The sequence below is a fragment of the Microcoleus sp. K1-B1 genome (assembly GCF_036704705.1).
Lineage (GTDB): Bacteria > Cyanobacteriota > Cyanobacteriia > Cyanobacteriales > Microcoleaceae > Microcoleus.
Window position 1 is genome coordinate 5,181 of record NZ_JAUBSH010000093.1, and the last position, 20,717, is coordinate 25,897.

Sequence of the window (20,717 nt, forward strand, 5' to 3'; positions counted from 1 at the left end):
GATGACTAATGAGTTCTTCAGTCCTCTTTGAGAGGACTTTCGCTATGAGACAGGGAATTCATTCCCTGGCGGACTGCTGGGTGGGCGGGAGGACTGGGTGGACTGACAGCAGTCCGCCAGGGGTTTAAACCCCTGCCTCAAAGCGAAAGTCGTCTTCAGACGACTAATGAGTTCTTCAGTCGTCTGAAGATGACTAATGAGTTCTTCAGTCCTCTTTGAGAGGACTTTCGCTATGAGACAGGGAATTCATTCCCTGGCGGACTGCCGGGTGGGCGGGAGGACTGGGTGGACTGACAGCTTAAGTTGACACGCTTTGGGCATTGCCGTATCCAGAGTTGCCGAGTTGTCGATCGTTATATCTGAGCTCTTGGACTATTCTCAAGAACGGGCTCTCCGGCCCGTTCCACAAAGAGTGAATTTCTTGTGGAACGGGCCGGAGAGCCCGTTCATAAACGATTTGACAACGGTGAACCCAACCAATTACCAGAACCACCGCCGTTTCGCTGACCAAGTTAACTCGCACACTGTCCCCTTCGGTTGATTCGGGTAGCGCCGAAATGCTCCACCTAACTGTTTGGCTAAGTTCTTTGCAAGCTGGGTTCCTAATCCTGAAGATTGAAGTTTAGGGTTTGGATCTTCGGTTGTTTCCCTGTCTCGATCGATTTGGGCCAAGCTAAGCGTTTCTGACTGAGACGGTTTCCCCCTACCATTATCCGCCACCCGAATCACCTGCCGATCGCCTTCTTGAGTGCAAATTACGGTCAAGCGAGTCGCTTCGATCGCGTGTTTGCCGACATTGCAGAGCGCTTCTTCCAGAAAGCGGCAGAGTGCTCGCTTGTGTTCCAACCGCAGATGCGAGGTGTTCAAGGGATCGAACTGCACAATTTTGAATTTGAGCGTTTTGAGGTAAGGCAGTTCTTGTTCGAGCGTGTTGCAATAGACTTTGTAGAGCAATTCATGCAATGGAGCCTGCAGGGCCAATTCGATCGCACTTCCCATGCGAAGATGCGGTTCATCTGCGATCGCATCTCGCTGCACTGAGCCGTAAACTGCCCGCAATTCTTGATTCAAGCGTTGCAACTCCGGTAGAAATAACGGCGGTGTGGCTTCTCCTTGAGCAGTTCTCAAAATTCCCACCAATGTTTGTAACGGGCCGCTATGAATTGCATTAAAGGTCTGCTCGATCGCAAATTGACGTTCCTCCAACCGCAGTCGTAGTTCCTGTTCGTGGCGATAAAATAACGCTGCCGTCAACCCAGCCCCATTCAACACGAGTACGAGCAATACAGGTACGATTGGCACCCACCATCCCAAAAGAATGAACCAGTAACAGAGCGCGATCGGGCTAATACTAGCGACTAAGAGCCCGATCAAAATTTTCCAGGGCGATCGCAGAAATCGTCCCAAACTCATCCCCAAGAGTCCCCAGACCGCAATCCAGAGCGTTTCCCAGCCCTCCCCCCAAACCTGAAGCAACGCTCGCCGATCAATCACCGCGCTAATCATCTGGCTGGTTTCGTGGGCTTGCATTTCGACTCCGTAAATCCGTCCGGGATTGATACCTGCGATCGCACCCGAACTTGCTAAATCCTTGGCGCTAAAAGACATCATCCCAATCAGCACAATTTTGCCTCGAATCCAGTTCGGATCTACTTGTCCCGCCTTGATTTGCTCCAGGGAAAGCACGCGAAATGGCATTGTCCCGCTGCGAACATTCAGTAAAATTTGGTTCCCGCCTGCATCCGCCCCCACATATCCGCCAGAGTTTGACTGCACTCTGGTAAATTCAATGCTGCCAAAGCGCATCGCCTCCCGATCGCGAATTCCATTACCTAGCTTAATTCCTCGGGTTGCTAAATAGAGTTCTGCCAGCCGGAGCGCGAAGGAAAAACGGTATTCCTGTCGATCGTTGTTAGTGCCCAATAAACTGCGGCGCTGGTAGCCATCCGCATCGAGTACGAAATCTGCAAAGCCAACCTGTTCGGGTGGCAGCGCGGGCGGAGGTGCGACGGTAAAGCCACTGCGATCGGGCAGTGCAATCTCCACTCCGATCACATTCTTGCTGCTGCGAAACACCGATGCCAGTTCAGCATTACCCGGTTCAACCGGAATATCGCGGACAATATCCAGCCCGATCGCGATCGGTTGATAGGCCTGCAAGCGTTTGAGTAAATCGGCAATATCGCGATCGGGAATCGGATAAGTTCTAGCGCGTTGAATATCCTCCTCAGTGATGCCGACAATTACAATCCGTTCATCCATTGGCTCAGGAGGACGCAAACGCAGAAATCGATCGAACGCAACCAACTCCCAAAACTGAAGCGCACCGCTCAATCTAGCCATCATCACAGCGACAATCACCATCAACCCTGGAAGCGCTCCTCGTCCCCAAGTCGTGACGCCCGCTTTCACTGCTTGCCATTGATCGCGCTTCATAATAATGTCCGGTTGAATAGTTATCATACTTTTGTACGACTGTTTGGCCGATGCCCGATGCCCGATGCCCGATGCCCGATGCCCGATGCCCGATGCCCGATGCCCGTACAGGATTTATAAGTAATTAACCAGACTTGATATCACTAATCAATCAATCCTTCTTCCCTAGCTCGCACTTCCGTTTGAATCCGCAGATTCTTATCATCATCAGGATACACCTCTAGCACATCTCGAATCTTAGTCCAGTAATACTGCACAGTGCGTTCAGAAACATTCATCCGTTTGGCGATCGCAGTATCCTGTAAGCTCTCGTGAAAAGCAAATTGCAACACCTGCATCCAGGCGGGTTTGAGTTGCAGCCCATTGCGGATCTCTCTGGGTGTATAAATCCGCTCGTGCAGCGCCCAATCAACCATTGCCAGCAAGTCTTTCATCGGCTGGCTCTTATCGACAACTGTGAAGCCGCCCATGTGATTGTCGATCGACGGTTTCAGCCAAACTAAAGTCCGAACATGGGCACTCTGCACCACAATATTCAGACTCGGATACTTATCCATCAACGTTTTGAGGAGTTGAAGCCCTGAATTCGCTTGCGCTATTTCGCCGGTCGTCTCTGGCATCACCAGATCCACAATCACCAAATCCGGGGTCCTCTGCGCTATTTGCTCAAGGGCTGCCTGAGCCGTCGGAGCCGTCAGAATGTCTGCCTCTGGATATTCTTGCTTCAGAATGTTAAGCGTGCCACCTAACACCATCGCATGGTCATCCACAAGTAAAAATGTTCGTGTCTCCGGTTGAGGTAAAGTCTGGGGCATAGTTGATTAGTTGCCACACAACATCGTCAGTTTAGGTAATGCGTCAACCCATTTTAGATTTAGGATTTACGATTTTCGATTTGTGACCTAGTTGAAACTAGGGGCTTTCAACCGCTGAAATTCTCATTCAAAATCCCAAATCCCCAATCTAAAATCGTCTCGGTCATCATCTTACAATAGACGAATTACCTGGCTTCCGTCCTGCATCTGTCCGCCAACTGGGGTTGTGGATGTCCGCAACGAGAATTGCGCTTTAGCGCAATTCTATTATAATCTAGCTGTCGAAGCAAGAAGAAAAATGATTTTATGACAGCAGAATGTTCGTATCAAGCCAGCACGTACAATCTGGAGTTTGAGGGAGAAATTCAGCGGTTAAAAGCTCAAGTTCACCTCAGTTGGGAAAAGGAAGCGCGCACTTTAAAGTGGTTCGGTTTAGGTGACGGGATGAATGTTTTGGAAGCTGGTAGCGGGCCGGGATTTTTCACCGAAAAACTGTTAGAATTGCTGCCAAACAGTTCGGTAACAGCGGTAGAAATTGACCCGGTACTGCACGAAAAAGCAGTAGGATATTTGCAAGACAAAGGGGGCGATCGAGTAAATCACGTCCAAGCGTCGGTTGCGGATACTGGTTTGGCGGCGAACACTTTCGATTTTGCGATCGCCCGTTTGCTGTTCGTTCACCTCCCAGAACCCGTCGCAGCAGCTAGAGAAATATTCCGCATCTTGAAGCCTGGGGGAAAACTGGTGATTATTGATAGCGATGCGGATCTGTTTTGGCTGACAAATCCACCGTTGTCAGTCGAGATTGTCAGGGAGAAATTCAAGCAGGTAATGGCATCGCGGGGCGGCAATTTATCCGTCGGGCGAAATCTGTGCCGCATTCTCCAAGAAGCTGGGTTTGGTAGCGTTGATTTAGAAGCCGTTGTCAGCCACAGCGATATCATCGGAATTGAGGCGTTTCAACCTTTGCTTGACTCCGGCCCCATTTTACAAATGGTCAAACAAGGGTTGATTTCGGAGTCGGAAATAGAAAGCTATCTGGTTTCGCGGGATGATTTTGTAGCTGCGGGCGATCGATCTATGATGAGTTTTTGGTTAATGGCTTGCGGGGAAAAAAGCAATAAAATTCAGACACATCGTTCACACAATATTGATGTCCCGTCGCAGCAAAACTTCTAGCACTTTCGCTACATTCCCGCTAAAAAAGCCAACTTATCTAACAGCAAACCAGGAAAAAATTCAGAATAAATTATCCCCTCAGCATCAGATTAAAGCTGCACGTATAGCTCTAGAATCCTCTCATATCAAATCCGGTAGCATCGTCGGGCGTCAAATCTAGTCAATAGCCAAAAATCACGTATCGTGCAACCGGATTTGATCTAATTCATCTGCGTTAATCTGTGTTTATCTGCCCTCATCTGCGGTTAAAAAAAGAGAATTTATTAACCGCAGATGACAGCGGATTGACGCTGATTCACGCAGATGAAGGAAGATAGATAAGAATAATTTAGTAACTTTACACCTAAAAGTCTAACAAATCGTTGGAGCCGATCGCGCAAAGGTTGTTTGTGAGAGCCAATGGTTGTCGGTCACATTTTAGCTTAACCAGTCAAGCCGTTAGCGAAGCCCTCGTAGACGATCGCACTTTTTACCAACTCCTCAGCATTCAACCCACTTGCCTAACCCCATTAAGAAACTCTGTCCTTGCCTCAATCCTTGAAGGCATTAAAACGCAGCGTACCAACAATTCTAAATCCAACTCCGGGAGCAACTCACTTCTTGAAATTTGCTGATAATCATCCTCGCGTAGCCCATAAACAGAAAGCCGATTATTTTCCCAAAACCAGACTTCTGGAATGCGAAGTCGCAGATATTTAGCTAGTTTATTTGTGCTACCGCTAGTAATCGTTACTTCCACGGCTAAATCGGGATGCTCTTTTCTTGAACCTATATAATAAGACTCGTCTGGTTCAAATGATACATCTCTTGCCCGGTCTCTGCGAGTTGCACTCCCTACAGGAATATATTCAATTCCCATTTCACAAAAGTAGAGTTGTAGCAAAAAATTAAGAATACAACTGATTGTCTCATGTGCTTCACCCAGTGTCATAAACTCGATCCACCCATCAAAATAAGTTATCCGCAAACCCGGAGAGTCTGCCATCAAAGATTCAATCGCCTCAAATTGCTCCCAAGTATAATAACCGGGGAGAATCAATCGCTGTTCTGCAAGCGTACCTATTTCTTCTAAAAGTTGTGCAGTCACAGGTATCACCATCCTATTTTAAATATTACTAACCCCTACCCAGCACAAACCAGGCAGGGGCATTCACTCACATTCTAACTTAATGAACTAGCTCGATCGCCCTTTTAGTCAACGCCTCAGCAGTCAACCCATTAAACGCCATCAACTGACCAGCACTAGCAGTAGTTTCCCCCCGCTTCCAAGCGAAAGTATCCCGCTTGCAATTGCTGCGGAGCATCACAGGTTCCAACATCCCAGAAGCACCGCCTGTCACGCCAATCAAGGCATCTCCGCCAAACAATTCGGCAAATTTCTCATCGCTCAAAAAGCCGCCGTCAGCTTCGGAACAAGTATCCCAAGCAACATCGCTAGCACGATACAAACGCCGAGGATTCACAACAGAAACAATCCGCACTCCAATCCCTTCTGTTTCCAAAAATGCCGCCGCTTCAAACACTGGCATTAACGTCATGTCGCCGACAACTGCAAACACAACTGTCTTATCTCCTGCTATTTCGTGCAGCACTATTCCACCGTCTTGCAAACCTTGGCGAGTCTGTTCAAAAGTAGTGCGAATTGGCAGCGGCGACTTGCTCGCAGTAATCACAACTCCCTTATTTTTAGCATTCAAAGCCCACTCGTAACAAGCTTGAATGCTGTTAGCATCCGGTGGAAACAAAGGAAAGACATTTCCGTTCCGCATCATCGCCGCAAAATAAGCCTCAATTTCCGGCCGTTGGTGCGTCCAACCGTTGCGGCCTTGTTCCAATGCACCCGCTGTAAATAAGGTGACAGTTGCCGGAGTTGGACGGCGCAATTCTGCCATTGCTTGGGTTACAGTTTGCCAAATTGGTAAACCGTTGATGGCAAAAGATTCGTAAGAACACCACAAACTCCGCGCTCCAAATAGCGATAAACCTACGGCTAAACCAGCGCAAGCATCTTCGCTCAAAGGTTCGTAAACTTGACCGTTGGGCGATTGATTGTACAGGTCATCTGTCGTAGGGTGAATAATCTTGAGAGCTTGGTTGATATTGGCAATTGCCGATGCTTCATTGCCGTCAGCATTAGTGACAAGAAAAGTACGATCGCGCTCGCCGACTTTCCCTACCAAACGTCCCATTGCTGTTGTCGAAATCTTCGGTTCTCCCCCAACTGCAAATTCTTCTAAAGGCAATTCGCCTAAATCTGCTAGCGGCAATGTAAACTCAGTCACAACTGTTTTCGCCGCCGGCCCGCCGCCCGCACGCTCGCAATTTGTCCGCACCAACTCCCAAGCAGCAGCAGTCAAAGCGCGCTCTTTTAAAGCACTGATAATGTGCGGAGCATCCAGCGTATCTTTCGGATAAAGGTTGTGAGATTTTGCTCCGCGCGCGTGGACGCCGGCACCTTTCAACTGTTTGATAATAAACGCAGTTAATTTGCCGCCGAGAGCAGATTTTGCCGCTTTATCAACTCCTTCTAAAACAGCTTTGGTAAATGCCATCCGCTGTTCGAGCGAAAAAGCAGTGCTGTCAACATAATCTTCCGGTTGATTTTTATCATCAAATTCCTTAGCATCAACTAAGATAACTTCTTCAAAACCGTTGCCTTGCCAATAAGCTATCATTTCAGCATTAGTTTTAGTCGAAACCATGCTGTGATGTTCCTGAGAATATCCGTTCCAAACCAACACAGGCAAAAAGTTAGTAACGCTGGGATAAGCAGTGTGGAAATGTGCCATGCTGCTCATCGGATAGGGTTCGCCCATGCCGCCGTCGCCTATTGTGAAAGCAAACAGTTTGTCGCGGTGCAAAAGCGCTCCTGCCATTGCGAAATGCTGCCCTTGTCCGAGGGGGCCGGCCGGTGCTAAAAGGCCGGGAATAAAACCGGAAAGATGTCCTAACAAACCGTCTTTTTCTCGGAATTTGTCGCGCACTTGCTGCACGTTGAAAATTCCCATATCCTCCAAAGATCGATCGAGAAACATGGCGCTGTAAAATCCCGGTGCGTGGTGTCCGACTTCGGTGACAATGTTCTTGTGTCCGAGCATCACCAAAGCCGCATAAGCCTCTGCTTGGCTAGCAAAACCCCCCGGATGTCCCGATGCCTTGCTGGCGGTGACTTGCAGCGTCAGGTAGCGCAGGGCGTCTGCTCCCAGCATCGTTTGAAAGACCGCGACGGGATCGGCAGGATCGGCGATCGACTTGCTCCCCTCGGCGATCGCAGGTGTTTTCCCATAAGTATCAAAACCAGGGACTGTTTCAGAAAAATATTGAATGCCTTCGCAAAAAGCGGGCGTTGTTGACGTTGCCTGCGGGGTAGTTGCTGTCATGCTTGATACCGGAAAAATTTGAATTGGATTAATGTAAGAGTAATTTTATAGCTTCCGTGTTCCAAAAAATCATGAGTTCTATTATGTCAGTGATAAATAAGTAATATCAAATCCGTTAGCATCGGAATAGTAAATTCGATTTCACCGTTGACTGTTGACTGTTGACGCCGTGAACAGTCAACAGTCAACATCATGTATGAGTGTAACCGGAAATGATATAAAATATGTCAACTTTTCCGCTAATAAGTAGTTGTTTGAGAACCCCGACTTATTTTAAAAAAGTCGGGGTTCTGTGTTTACCGATTACTAATCCCTCTAAAATCTTAAATCGCAAATCTAAAATTGTTCCAGCCGTTCCCGGACATCGATATACGGCACAGTAACGCTTTCTGAAAGAGAAGGCACAGCCTTTTGATTCCGCAGCCAAACAAAAAAACTGCTAAGTGCAGGAGTCGGATCTTGATCGCGGCGCAGCGTGTAGATCAAACCTTCGCAAGGCCCATTAACGCGGCTACTCGTGCAAATCGCTTTCTGGTTATTTACAATACCCACAGTCACATAATTTAGCTGTTTATTGCGGTTATAATTCTCAAGGCGCTGAGTCACTTGTTGGCAGCGAGTTAGAGGATCGTAGCCCGAACTAGAAAAGAAATTAGAATTCCAGCGAATCCAAGGCTCCCTGAACCCTTGCGGATTTTGATACACAGTCACCGGCTCGCCAGTCGAGGTATCGCACACAAATCCTCCATAACCCAGAGTCGGCTGGTTTTGATCCGAGGCGCTGCTGATAGAAAGATTGCTGAGAATATCAAAGCCGTTACGCTTATTTTGTGATAGCAACGTCATAAAAGCATCGATCGGGATTGCCGCATTCAACCCCGTTTTTATCTCCTCAATCTGACCGTTCCACTGACTCCTAATTGTGCCAACAGTATCCCCCTGGCCGTGAATTCCTACCACCCTGCCATCAGCATCAAATACAGGCCCGCCGCTCATCCCGCGCCTGGTTACAGCTTGGTAGCGCAGACGATACCCTGATGAGGCGCTGCCCAGGCGAGAAGAGATGATACCAGTAGTAAACTCAAGTTTTCGTTCAAATCCCGAAATTGGCAGCGGATAGCCAGAAACGTAAATAGCAGAACCAACAACAGCACGTTCTGACTCGCCCATTGGTGCTACTGGATACTGTTCTCGGCTCTGAAACTGTATCAAAGCCAAGTCTATATCCCTGTCATTTTTCGGTAGGCGCTGTATTCTAATCGCAGCATAATCCTTCTCCAAATGAGTGCGAATGCTGTATTTTTGAGCGAGGCTTGCCACCACATGATTAGCTGTCAGAACAGTGTAAATATTACCCTGTTTGGCAATAATTACTCCCGATCCACTAGCAAAAAAACCCAGCGTGTTGTTGACTTCCACAGTTGTCAACGTCGCTAGCTGGGCAATTTCTTGGGCTGTTTTGGCACAGGCAGCATATTGTTGGCTAACAACCGCCGTCACTGTTAATGCACCTGTCAAGATGATTGTCAGCGCGTCAAACCGCAAACTCCACACATTCATCGATAACTCCCTAGATGAAACGAGGCGAACTGCAAATATATACTAATCGGAATTCCCCAACTCGACTTAACCATTTTCTCCAATAATTCCGCTGTTGGTTCACTTCCATCTTCAAAAGCATAGACGCCAAAATTTAGATCTCAGATACTTGCCCCTAAAGTTAATCCCAACCAAGAAACCTTTGGCATTAAAAATTGGGTCGCCACTCATACTGATTTTAACCTCATTTGTATAGCCCAACCTATAACCTTGAGGCAAAGATTTGGGTAGCAGCACCGAAACGAAGCCGTGTCACCGCCAAACCCCCAACCTCAGCACCCGCAGGAAAGCCCACTGCCAGCATTGCCTCAGATATTGATCTTGCCTCTAGGCTTAATGGTGCTATTTTATACTCGATCGCGCTGCGAAACAAAACGATCGCCTGATCGATATCGCCCAGCAGCCTCAGAACTCCTAGCAGTGGGTAGAGGAGGCCGTCGTCGGTGACAAGTCCGATCGCCACAACCTGCCAGTTAGTCAGCACTCTATAGGTGTGGCCCTGCTGCCGGACGATCGTCCCGGAACCAGGAGATATTCCCGTCGGGATGCGTACCGCTGTTTGACGCGCCAAATTTTCCACCTCAATCCTTGGAATTGGTGATGGGATGGAAAATTTGCCAATCTTTAAGGCTGTCCGAACGGTGGGGAAAAGGGGGTAGTTGCGCCTCATCATCCATGTTTTCCCCTAGCTTTTCGCTGACATCAATGTAAGGAATTTTACTGGTTTCATCAAAAGACGGCATCCCGACATATCCTTGGCGCCAAGCCAACAAATTATACAAAGAGCCGATCGGGTCTTGGCCGGGTCTGAGGGTATAAATCAAATTTTGACACCGCCCATTGACTTGATTCGCCGTGCAGATGACGTTCTGGCCGTTCATTTGGCCCGCAGTAATGTACTTAAGCATTCGTTGGCGGCGATAGATTTCGAGGCGTTGACTCACTAATTGACACCGAGTTACCGGATCGTAGCCAGAACCGGAGAAATAATCGGAAGTCCACTCAATCCAAGGCTCTACAGCACCGTGAGCGTTTTGGTACACCGTCACCGGCGCACCAGTCGAGGTACTGCACCAAAATCCACTTTCCCCCGGTGCTCGCCGACCATAACTCGGTTGAGACGCAACCGTTATGCCGCTGAGGGCGCAAGCTGTTGCCACCAAAACTTTTTTCAATAATTGCTGTTTCATGATTTTTTCACTGTGTTTTATGAGATTCGGCACAAAAATCACCGAATGCTGCGATAACACCCTTGACACGCCTGTTCGTTACAGATCCGCTGACTGAGGAATTATGTGATTCGCGACTTGACCAGAAACCAGTTTTTTTTACGAAAACACTTCGTTGCAGCCGTTATGCCTGGTTAAAAAACCCGGTTTTTTTGCTCTTGATGCGTAAGTTTTGATATTGTTCGCGACTTGTACGTTCCCTCTAACCGCGATTTCGGCGCTGTTAAAAAAGTGCTCCGAAGCCGAGCTTAAAATGCGCGCACCAGTCTGAATTCTGTCCTCATTACTACTAATCAAACTCAGGCTTTTACCAACCGGAAAGAGGCTGTTCACCTCAGACCTTGGAAAGGATCGAGTTGCAACGGTACATCACACCACTGACAAGGTATTTGATATCACTTACGAGCTGGGTCGCGAGCTTGATCTGCTGAGACAGGTACACTGCTGGGTCATACCAGCGAGGGGTAAAACCCCTCTTACCTGATCTAACACTAAAATCCACGTATTAACAAGAACTCTTAACTTGTTTTCATCTCCGTACTGCGGGAAATACTTCTAAGTGAGTGTAATCAGGGTCTAAGTGCTTTCTACCACCAAAATTCACCCTCCATACACTGACGTTTAGTAGAGTATTAAAACTATGAACCGTATCTGCAAACAGTTAGGATATTTAGGCGTTTCGTTAATTTTGATAGGCGGTAGCAGTTGTTCTAGCTCAGATGCAGCTACCTCAACCGAAAACCAGAGGCAACTCTCAGCAAGCGCCCCTCAGTTCCAAAACCTACAGCTAACGCGAAATCAAATTGAGGCTCGTTCGAGTCAATTAACGCAGCCTTCTAACTCTGTTGCCTCAGTTTTAGGCAGTGCTGCCCTCTCAGAAAATACTGCCACCGTTACGGTTTATAAGGTAGATAATTTGTGTCAAACTCTGAAGCCGGAAACAGTTACAGGCCCAGAGAACCAGTTAATGTCATCGGCGGTTAATGAAGTGTTAAAGCAGCAGATTTTCGATAGTCTTGGTTTGGCTGGTTATCGCCTCAAGATCGATCGCGACCTCGGAATAGCTACCGTGGATCTGCGAGCCTCCGGAAATTCGCGGCAGAAATTGCAAAATCTGTCCAGTTGTCAAATGTTAGGTTTGTTCGGGGGCGTGCGCCAAACTTTAACCAGTTATGCTCCTTGGCAAATCAAAACTGTTCGTTTTACAGAGCTTGGAGAGGATATTTTGAGCACCGTTCGAGAATAAGCTATTAAAATTATTGGATATGGGACTTACGCAATTCTCCCCTTAAAAACAAGGGTTGGGAGCGATTGAATAAACCTTCAAACCCTTTGAGATTTGTTGATACTGCTAAGTCCTGTGACCCAAACCCCGGTAATTCCTATGACACTACCTAACGGCCCCACAGCTCCACCCCTTGTGCAGCTAATTCAATGGATCGGCGATCCCCTGACATTCATGGATAAATGTGCCAAACAATACGGCGACATTTTCACAGCTCAAGTGAACAACGGGAAACCATTGGTGATGATCCACCACCCGCAAGCTGTCCAGGAGATGCTCAACAGCAAGGCGTTTCACGCTCCAGGCAGCCTGAACAGCATCCTAAAACCCTTGATGGGAGAACAATCCATGATTATGCTATCGGGAGAAAGGCACAAACGCGAGCGCCAATTATTGATGCCACCATTTCACGGGGAACGGATGCGGAATTACGGCCAACTAATTTGCGATATCGCTCAAGATGTTGCCAGCAAATGGTCGGTCGATCGACCTTTTGTGGCCCGCAGCGCGATGCAGGAAGTCACCATGCGGGTAATCCTGCAAGCTGTCTTCGGCATGGATGACGGGCCGCGATTGGAAGAGATCAGGCCCCTACTTGCCTCAGTCCTCGATATGACGAGCTCTCCCTTGCGATCGAGCATACTGTTTTTCGGCTGGATGCAGCAAGATTGGGGCTCTTGGAGTCCTTGGGGACGCATGAAACAGCGGCAGCGGAAAATTGACGAACTGATGGACGCGGAAATTGAAGAACGCAGACTCCAACCAGACGCCAACCGCACCGACATTCTCAGCTTAATGATGACCGCGCGCGACGAAAACGGCCAACCAATGACTAATGAAGAATTGCGCGACGAGTTGATGACGCTGCTGTTTGCAGGCCACGAAACCACAGCAACGGCCCTAGCTTGGGCATTTTACTGGATTCACAGTTTGCCCTCGGTGCGCCAGAAGTTGCTACAAGAATTGGACAGTTTGGGGGAAAATCCCGACCCGATGGAGATTTTCCGCTTACCTTACCTGAGTGCAGTTTGTCAGGAGACGCTGCGAATTTACCCCGTGGCAATGCTGACGTTTGCGCGAGAAGTTCTCACGCCCGTGGAACTGATGGGACATCAACTCGAACCGGGAACGGTTGTCATCGGGTCGATTTATTTGACCCACAGACGGGAGGATTTGTATCCAGAACCCCTGCAATTTAAACCGGAACGGTTTTTGGAGAGGCAATTCTCGCCTTATGAGTATTTGCCCTTTGGAGGTGGCAGCCGCCGCTGTATCGGCTTGGCGCTGGCACAGTTGGAGATGAAACTGGTGCTGGCAACGATTTTGCGGGATTTTGACCTAGTATTGGCCGAGAAAAAGCCCGTACAGGCCAAACGCCGAGGGGTGACTTTAGGGCCGGCTGGCGGCGTGCGGATGGCACTGCTGGGGCGGCGGATGTCGCAGCAGAAGCGTGAACCTGTCGCTACTGGGGTTTGAAGTCGCAGCAGTTGCAGCGGGCGATCGAACTTTCAGCTTTGAGTGCAAACAATTTAGCGAGAATGTGCGATCGTCCGCCAATACCACCATTTTTTGTAGCACCTGCTACAGATAAACAGCTAGAATCCTTAACCTGTAAGCCTCCCCCTCTCAATTTTCAAATTCTCAGTCTAAAATAATAGGAGCCTTGCAAACACAGCCTGAAAGCAAAAGTGGGTGATTGCAATAGTCCTCTTGATATCTCAAAAGCCTCCCTGCCATACTTTAAAAACATATGCATACCCTGTTATTCAGCAAGGTCGGAAGCGTGTTGGCATTGCCCGCAATCTTCCGGCCTCTTTATTTTTTGGGCTACTTCAGGCATTGGGTACAAGATGCAGAAGGCAAGGCAAAAATATAAATTCTCCCCCTGTCCCCATCTGCCCCTCTCCCCAATCTAGAGCTTCTGCCTCTAATTCCAATAGAATCCGACAGCAAGTTTAAGGAATCACTAAGGAATAATTAATAACTTGTTAAATCAGCTCCTTTTGCCCTTCTCTCAATCTTCTGTTTTCAGAAATTCCGATACCGAGACAGACTTCGGGAGACTCTCCAGATCTTGAATTTCGCTTTCGTGGGCAAAAAACTCGACTTCTTTGTCGTCAATCTGGATCTGATAGCTAGCGGTAGCTGTCACAACCCGTCGCTTTTTTTTATCTTCTATTAAAACCCAACACACGACAGGTCTTACCCATCTCTCAACGTGTTGGCTTTGCTTCGTACTCCCAAAGGCATACCAGCCTTTAGCTTCAATAATTTGAAGCACTTTAAAATCGTTACTTGCCATATATTTCTATCGCGTTAACTTCAGTATTCTTCTTAGATAGAACGGCTAGCTTGCTAGGAATGGCAAAGGTTTGACCATCCCCAGCCGCACTTGACAACCTGATTTTTGGTCAGGAAGCGGGTTGGTAGGGCCTTGTCTGCGTTGTTGCCTGCTAAATTTAGTGCGAGCTTTTTGTACTCTCCCACAATTACCGTAAAGTATCTATACAGCATCCTCAAAAATTATTCTCGCATTAGCCTCAACAGCAGCCAACTAGACCTTAGCTAGCTGCATCTAAGTGGATGCTAACTACTTCTAACGCCTGGTTGGTGAGAGCGATCGGCATACAATCCTGTTAAGAGTTTTTGCTGCAATCAACTATCATCTTTACCCGATGGGGTAAAACTTAACTAGAGGTTGCCGCTTTCAATTCTAAGCCTCGGCGCGCCTAATTCCTAATTAATTGTATGGTGTAGTTGATAATTGCCAAACCGTCGATCTCACTCAACCGCCGTGTCTAACTCTTCGATTACCATCACCGTTAAACTGTTCGCCGCCTTCGGTGAAGCCTACGGGGTTTCGGAACTTACATTAGAACTTCCTCCCGAAACCCCAGTGTCTCAAGTGCTCGAAAGCTCGATCGCCCAATATCCTCAATTAGAACAGTGGCGCGATCGCACCCGCTTCGGCCTCAACCTGGAATTCGTCTCCCCCGACACCATCCTCCAAGACGGCGACGAAGTTGTACTCATTCCTCCCGTCAGCGGCGGGTAGGTTAAGTTGGTTAATCTGAAATGTTGCACCATTCTCAATAAGCTTTTTAGGAACAGGCAAGATGCCTGTTCCACAAGAAAATTCATCTCTTGTGGAACAGGCATCTTGCCTGTTCTTGAGAATGGTGCAACATCTCTGTTAATCAAAAATTCGAGGTTTTGTAGTTGTGTTCGATCGCACGACTGCCCAATTGTGAGCCCAAAAAATATTTATTAAGTTTTGTAACAATTCCGTCGGTAAATCATCCTGGAGCTTGATCGGGCTCGCGTGCAGGCCTGACAATCTGGATTAAGATCCCGATCCTGAAAACACCTCAAAACTTTGTGGGGTGGGCGTCTCGCCCGCCCAAATATCAAAGTTAAATACACCACTGTGAAACTCAAAAGTAACTCAAAAATCAATCCCGACTAAAAAAATCGGGTATGGTTGACGGGGTAAATTGCCCGTGCTAATCTTGCACAAGAATTAGAAAACATCGCAAAACTAGAGAGTTGAGCTATGACCCAGGCGACCAGAACCCAATCCACAGCAGCAACCTTCACAGCCCTCAAATGTAAAGAATGCGGTGAAGAGTACGAACTCCAAGCTAAGCACGTCTGCGATTGCTGTTTTGGCCCGCTTGAAGTCAAGTACGACTACGACGCCATCCGCCGCAGCGTCACTCGCCAAACCATCGCAGCCGGCCCCAACTCGATCTGGCGCTACCGCGCATTTTTACCAGTCGCTACAGATAACGTCATCGATGTCGGCACGGGGATGACTCCTCTATTAAAATCCCACCGCTTGGGGCGCCGCCTCGGTCTAAAAAATCTTTACATTAAAAACGATGCCGTCAATATGCCCACTCTCAGCTTTAAAGACAGAGTGGTGTCAGTCGCCCTCAGCAGAGCAAGAGAATTGGGTTTCACAACGGTATCCTGTGCCAGCACCGGCAATTTAGCTAACTCTACGGCTGCGATCGCCGCCCACGCCGGACTCGACTGCGTAGTCTTCATCCCCTCCGACTTAGAAGCAGGCAAAGTCCTCGGCACTCTGATTTACAATCCAACTGTCATGGCAGTTCACGGTAACTACGACCAAGTTAACCGTCTCTGTTGCGAAGTCGCCAATACACATGGCTGGGGATTTGTCAATATCAACTTGCGTCCCTACTATTCCGAAGGCTCAAAAACTCTGGGCTACGAAGTTGCCGAACAGCTAGGCTGGCAATTGCCCGATCACATCGTCGCTCCCCTCGCTTCCGGCTCTTTGTTCACAAAAATTTACAAAGGTTTTCAAGAATTCATCGAAGTCGGTTTAGTTGATGAAAAGAAAGTTCGGTTCAGCGGCGCCCAAGCTGACGGCTGTTCGCCCATCGCCCAAGCATTCCGCGAAGACCGTGATTTCGTGAAACCGGTGAAACCGAATACAATTGCTAAGTCGATCGCGATCGGCAATCCAGCCGACGGTATGTACGCCTTGGAAATCGCCCGCAAAACCAACGGTAACATTGAATCAGTCAGCGACACCGAAATCATCGAAGGCATGAAACTGCTAGCAGAAACTGAAGGCATCTTCACAGAAACTGCCGGTGGCACCACAATCGCAGTCTTGAAGAAACTTGTAGAAGCAGGTAAAATCAATCCCGATGAAACCACCGTCGCTTACATCACCGGCAACGGTTTGAAAACGCAAGAAGCAGTTCAAGGCTACATCGGCGAACCCATCACCCTCGAACCGAAACTAGAAGCGTTCGAGCGCGCCCTAGAACGCGCCCGCACGCTCGAACGCTTAGAATGGCAACAAGTTTCGGTTTAATAGTCATTAGTTATTAGTTATTAGTTATTGGTTATTAGTTATTGGTTATTAAGCTGCTGACTAATGACAGATTACTAATGACTGATGACTCTGACTCAGAACTATCCATAACCAACAAGTAATAACTAACAACTAACCATGACTGTTAAAGTTTTAATTCCAACCCCCCTGCAAAAATTCACCAACAATCAAGCCACCATCGAATGCGCCGGCGATAACATTTCTGAACTAATTGAATCGCTGGAAACAAATTGTCCCGGCATCAAAAAAAGCCTGTGCGACGAAAAGGGAGAACCCCGCAGATTTCTCAACTTTTACGTCAACAGCGAAGACATCCGCTTTTTGGATGGCTCAAAAACTGCCCTCCAAGATGGCGATGAAGTTAGCATTGTTCCAGCAGTTGCTGGTGGCTGATTTTGCAACCGCAGATGGTGGCAGATAAACACAGATGAACGCAGATAGAATTAATTACTATCTGCGTTCATTTGCGTTTATCGGCGGTTAAAAACGATTCCCTCACTTAGTGAGGAAATCTATTTATGAAATCAAATCTAGGCTTGTAGTTGCGCTTGGGCGTCCAAGCGCAACTACACAACCTAAAACTCCTTTCTTGGTTCGCAGTGTGTCCGAGAATTATCGCCCTAAGAAGCTGCCCTTGCAGCAGTCCGGGGACGGCGCCGGCCCGTCACCTGATTGGCAGGAGATGGCAAGGATGGCGATGATGGCGATGATGGCGATGATGGCGATGATGGCGAGGGCGATGATGAAGAGGATAATAGCTTAGGTGCTTCCAGGGAACCGGGAGATACTGCTGCTTTTTCCGATCGCACTGCTTCTTCTGGAATTTGCATCAGGAATACCAGCAGCGGATTGCTTTGAAGTTCCCGGCGCATCACTCGCTGAATAGCCTTTTCTATTTGCGTTTGAACTCCTACCCAGTCAACATCAACTTGCGAGTCAGCAGTGGCGGGTTTGACAAATTCTGACCAGCGATCGCTCAAAACTGTTTCAATGGTTTGAGTGATTAATTTGATCACCTCTGCGCGATCGGCTGATGTCACTACACCTTTCAAGTGGACTTCGGGTTTAGCAACTAATTTGCCTTCCCAATTCAAAGCCGCCGCTACAGTTACAACGCCATCTCCGGCCAACTGCTGACGTTCCTTGAGGACGCTGGCTTTGACAACGCCCGATCGAGAAGCATCTACCAATTCAATTCCTGAAGGCACTTTACCAGCAACTCGTATCGAATTTTCGGTCAATTCTACAACATCGCCGTTATCAATAACCACCATATTGCTAGCGGGAATGCCCATGCTTTGAGCCGTCTTGGAGTGCTGGATCAGCATCCGGTGTTCCCCGTGCACTGGCAAGAAGAACTTGGGACGAGTCATGTTAATCATTAACTTTTGGTCTTCTTGACAACCGTGGCCGGAAACGTGAATGCCTTTGTCGCGGCCGTAAACCACGTGTGCTCCTAGCATCATCAGTTTATCGATCGTGTTTACCACTGCGATCGTATTTCCCGGAATCGGATTAGCGGAGAAAATGACTGTATCGCCCTTTCTGATTTTCAGTTCGTGATGTTCGCCGTTAGCAATGCGAGTCATCGCCGCCATCGGTTCGCCTTGGGAACCTGTAGTTAAAATCAGTACCTTGTCTTCAGCCAAATTGCGGATTTCTTTCAGCGGTTTGAAAATACTATCTTCGCATTTGATGTAGCCGAGATTGCGGCAGTGAGCGATGACGTTAAGCATCGACCTGCCAACCACTCCGACATACCGATTGTTTTTCTTAGCCAAGTCCAAAACAATTTGCAATCGGTGTACCGAGGAAGCAAAAGTCGTCAGCATCACTCGTCCCGGTGCTTGAGCGATAATTCTGTCTAAATTCGGCGCCACAGAACTTTCCGAAGCGGTAAAACCGGGAACTTCCGAGTTAGTAGAATCGCTGATCAAGCACAGCACGCCTTTCTCGCCGTACTCAGCCAGCTTTTGCAAATCAAAATGCTCGCCGTCTACAGGAGTGTGGTCAATTTTAAAGTCTCCGGTGTGGATCACAATTCCCACAGGAGTGTGAATTGCCACTGTAAAACTGTCGGCCATCGAGTGAGTGTTGCGAATGTATTCGACTAAGAAATTCTTGCCAATTCTGACAGTATCCCTGGGTCGAACCGTTCTCAATTCAGTGCGGTGAGACACTCCGGCTTCTTCGAGTTTTCCGGCTAGCAAAGCCATCGCCAAACGCGGGCCGTAGATGACCGGAATTTCAAATTGTTTGAGGTGATAAGGGATACCGCCTATGTGGTCTTCGTGACCGTGAGTCACGATCATACCTTTAATTTTGTGGCTGTTTTCCCGCAGGTAAGTCATGTCGGGAAGGACAATATTTACCCCGTGCATTCCATCTGTCGGGAACGCTAAACCGGCATCTAAAAGAATTATTTCGTCGCCGTACTCGAACACACAAGTGTTTTTACCGATTTCGTGCAGCCCGCCGAGGGGAATAACTTTTAGAGCAGATGCAGTTGTATTTTTGATCATGCGTATCCTTTGTTAGTTATTTTTGTTATTGGTCTGTGGTCTGTCGTCTTTCGTCTTTCGTCTACTGTTCGTTGGTAGGGCGATATTTTTCCAAATATTTATGGAAAACTCCCTGGCGGGTTTTACTATCCCGTACAGTCAGTTGTCTTTTGCCTTCATTCTTCTATCTTCAGTCTTTAATCCTTGACTGTTAGCTACTTACTAACACTTAATTACTAATGACTGATGACTCTGAACTAATGACTGATAACAACCAATATTCAGTTGTCTGAAAACTCGTTCTCGCTCGTCTTGCTAGCTGATACTGCTGCTAGCTGACTCAGTACGTCCTTTAACTTTTGAGTTACCTCAACGGGCGGATCGCACAGGGGCGGACGGGTGGAGCCTACATCCCAGCCTTGAAGTTTAAGAGCTGTCTTGACGGGAATGGGATTTGTGGTGAGAAAAAGAGCTTTAAACAGGTCAAAAAGTTGCAAGTGAATCTGGGTAGCGACTTGAACTTGACCGGCCTCGAAAGCTTTGATCATCTGTTGCAGTTGTTCTCCTACCAGATGGCTGGCTACGCTAACTACACCAGATCCTCCTACCGCCAACATTGGCAAAGTTAGGGAATCATCTCCAGAATAGATGGCAAATTCAGGGGATGTCAAGCAACGAATTTGACTTGCTTGATCCAAGTTGCCACTTGCTTCTTTTACGGCCACAATGTTGGGGATTTCTGCCAATCGAGCCACCGTCTCCGGCAACATATTCTGACCAGTGCGACCGGGGATGTTATATAACATTATAGGCAATTCTGGAGCAGATTGCGCGATCGCCCGAAAATGATTATATAAACCTTCTTGCGGGGGTTTGTTGTAATAAGGAACCACCTGCAAACAACCGTCTAACCCGAGTTTAGCTGCTTTTTTCGTAGCTGCTACTGCTTCTGAAGTAGAATTCGATCCGGCTCCTGCGATTACCAACGCCTTACCGGCCACCGCCTTTTGTACCACCTGAAATAATTCGTACTCTTCATCCCAGGTCATAGTGGGAGACTCGCCAGTAGTGCCGCACACTACCAAGCTATCTGTACCGCGATCGGCTAAATGAACTGCCAATTGTTCTGCTACCGCATAGTTAACGCTGCCGTCTTCCTTAAACGGCGTAATCATTGCAGTCAGAACCCGTCCAAACTTTACCACACTTTCTCCGATTTTAGACTGTTGATGTTTGATTTTAAATTTTTGATTTCAGATGAAAGGTTTATGTGAATTACCCGACGTTCATCTGAGTACAGATAGCACGCGAGCTTCCCAATTCAACCGCAACAGCCTCTACATTAGTAGACTTGCGTCCATACCGTTTTGGTCTTACATTGCGTCCAAGGGCAGTAGCGCTGATTCCCAACGCCAAAATC

General features: G+C 47.9%; 18 protein-coding genes. 7 read left to right on the forward strand and 11 right to left on the reverse strand.

Annotation, left to right across the window (positions count from 1 at the left end; genetic code table 11):
* Nucleotides 1-298 precede the first annotated feature (298 nt).
* The 3 genes from QUA83_RS24605 to QUA83_RS24615 form a co-directional block, all read right to left on the reverse strand.
* Nucleotides 299-523, reverse strand: coding sequence for a hypothetical protein (locus QUA83_RS24605; RefSeq protein WP_333296510.1), 225 nt, complete (start codon nt 521-523; stop codon nt 299-301).
* Nucleotides 481-2,463, reverse strand: a complete 1,983-nt coding sequence (locus tag QUA83_RS24610) for a CHASE2 domain-containing protein (RefSeq protein WP_333296512.1) — start codon at nt 2,461-2,463, stop codon at nt 481-483. The genes QUA83_RS24605 and QUA83_RS24610 overlap by 43 nt, the downstream gene beginning before the upstream one ends.
* Nucleotides 2,464-2,579: 116 nt before the next feature.
* Nucleotides 2,580-3,251 (reverse strand): response regulator transcription factor, encoded by a 672-nt coding sequence (locus QUA83_RS24615; RefSeq protein WP_333296513.1) that lies wholly within the window; start codon nt 3,249-3,251, stop codon nt 2,580-2,582.
* Nucleotides 3,252-3,557: 306 nt separating this feature from the next.
* On the opposite strand from QUA83_RS24615, the gene QUA83_RS24620 reads away from it, so the two are divergent.
* Nucleotides 3,558-4,430: a class I SAM-dependent methyltransferase gene (locus tag QUA83_RS24620; protein WP_333296514.1), complete on the forward strand. Its 873-nt coding sequence runs from the start codon at nt 3,558-3,560 to the stop codon at nt 4,428-4,430.
* Nucleotides 4,431-4,917: 487 nt separating this feature from the next.
* Here QUA83_RS24620 and QUA83_RS24625 read toward each other — a convergent pair whose 3' ends face one another.
* The 5 genes from QUA83_RS24625 to QUA83_RS24645 form a co-directional block, all read right to left on the reverse strand.
* On the reverse strand, nt 4,918-5,517 hold the full coding sequence (locus QUA83_RS24625; protein ID WP_333296517.1) for a Uma2 family endonuclease: 600 nt from the start codon (nt 5,515-5,517) through the stop codon (nt 4,918-4,920).
* A gap of 79 nt (nt 5,518-5,596) precedes the next feature.
* Complete coding sequence (locus tag QUA83_RS24630; protein ID WP_333296518.1) at nt 5,597-7,810, reverse strand: phosphoketolase; 2,214 nt, start codon at nt 7,808-7,810, stop codon at nt 5,597-5,599.
* A gap of 336 nt (nt 7,811-8,146) precedes the next feature.
* Complete coding sequence (locus QUA83_RS24635; RefSeq protein WP_333296519.1) at nt 8,147-9,370, reverse strand: COP23 domain-containing protein; 1,224 nt, start codon at nt 9,368-9,370, stop codon at nt 8,147-8,149.
* A 241-nt stretch (nt 9,371-9,611) separates the two neighbouring features.
* Nucleotides 9,612-9,980 carry a hypothetical protein gene (locus tag QUA83_RS24640; protein WP_333296520.1) on the reverse strand — a complete coding sequence of 123 codons (369 nt, stop codon included), beginning with the start codon at nt 9,978-9,980 and terminating at the stop codon, nt 9,612-9,614.
* Between the two features lie 10 nt (nt 9,981-9,990).
* Entirely contained in the window at nt 9,991-10,599 is a 609-nt protein-coding gene (locus QUA83_RS24645; RefSeq protein WP_333296522.1) for a COP23 domain-containing protein, read from the reverse strand.
* Between the two features lie 679 nt (nt 10,600-11,278).
* Here QUA83_RS24645 and QUA83_RS24650 point away from each other — a divergent pair.
* From QUA83_RS24650 to QUA83_RS24660, 3 genes are all read left to right on the forward strand, one after another.
* Nucleotides 11,279-11,884 carry a hypothetical protein gene (locus tag QUA83_RS24650; RefSeq protein WP_333296523.1) on the forward strand — a complete coding sequence of 202 codons (606 nt, stop codon included), beginning with the start codon at nt 11,279-11,281 and terminating at the stop codon, nt 11,882-11,884.
* Nucleotides 11,885-12,022: 138 nt separating this feature from the next.
* On the forward strand, nt 12,023-13,399 hold the full coding sequence (locus tag QUA83_RS24655) for a cytochrome P450 (protein ID WP_333296524.1): 1,377 nt from the start codon (nt 12,023-12,025) through the stop codon (nt 13,397-13,399).
* The gene (locus tag QUA83_RS24660; protein ID WP_333296525.1) at nt 13,396-13,578 is read left to right on the forward strand and encodes a hypothetical protein; all 183 of its coding nucleotides are present in this window, start codon (nt 13,396-13,398) and stop codon (nt 13,576-13,578) included. The genes QUA83_RS24655 and QUA83_RS24660 overlap by 4 nt, the downstream gene beginning before the upstream one ends.
* Nucleotides 13,579-13,937: 359 nt before the next feature.
* Here QUA83_RS24660 and QUA83_RS24665 read toward each other — a convergent pair whose 3' ends face one another.
* Complete coding sequence (locus QUA83_RS24665) at nt 13,938-14,225, reverse strand: hypothetical protein (RefSeq protein WP_333163203.1); 288 nt, start codon at nt 14,223-14,225, stop codon at nt 13,938-13,940.
* Between the two features lie 492 nt (nt 14,226-14,717).
* On the opposite strand from QUA83_RS24665, the gene QUA83_RS24670 reads away from it, so the two are divergent.
* From QUA83_RS24670 to QUA83_RS24680, 3 genes are all read left to right on the forward strand, one after another.
* Nucleotides 14,718-14,978, forward strand: coding sequence for a MoaD/ThiS family protein (locus tag QUA83_RS24670; protein WP_015179186.1), 261 nt, complete (start codon nt 14,718-14,720; stop codon nt 14,976-14,978).
* A gap of 498 nt (nt 14,979-15,476) precedes the next feature.
* Nucleotides 15,477-16,775: a threonine synthase gene (gene thrC, locus QUA83_RS24675; protein ID WP_333296526.1), complete on the forward strand. Its 1,299-nt coding sequence runs from the start codon at nt 15,477-15,479 to the stop codon at nt 16,773-16,775.
* 138 nt (nt 16,776-16,913) lie between these two features.
* A complete protein-coding gene (locus tag QUA83_RS24680; protein WP_006632924.1) occupies nt 16,914-17,189 on the forward strand; it encodes a MoaD/ThiS family protein in 276 nt (91 codons plus the stop codon).
* 227 nt (nt 17,190-17,416) lie between these two features.
* Here QUA83_RS24680 and QUA83_RS24685 read toward each other — a convergent pair whose 3' ends face one another.
* Nucleotides 17,417-19,318 (reverse strand): ribonuclease J, encoded by a 1,902-nt coding sequence (locus QUA83_RS24685; RefSeq protein WP_333296527.1) that lies wholly within the window; start codon nt 19,316-19,318, stop codon nt 17,417-17,419.
* A 260-nt stretch (nt 19,319-19,578) separates the two neighbouring features.
* On the reverse strand, nt 19,579-20,502 hold the full coding sequence (dapA, locus tag QUA83_RS24690; protein ID WP_333228386.1) for a 4-hydroxy-tetrahydrodipicolinate synthase: 924 nt from the start codon (nt 20,500-20,502) through the stop codon (nt 19,579-19,581).
* Between the last annotated feature and the right edge of the window lie 215 nt (nt 20,503-20,717).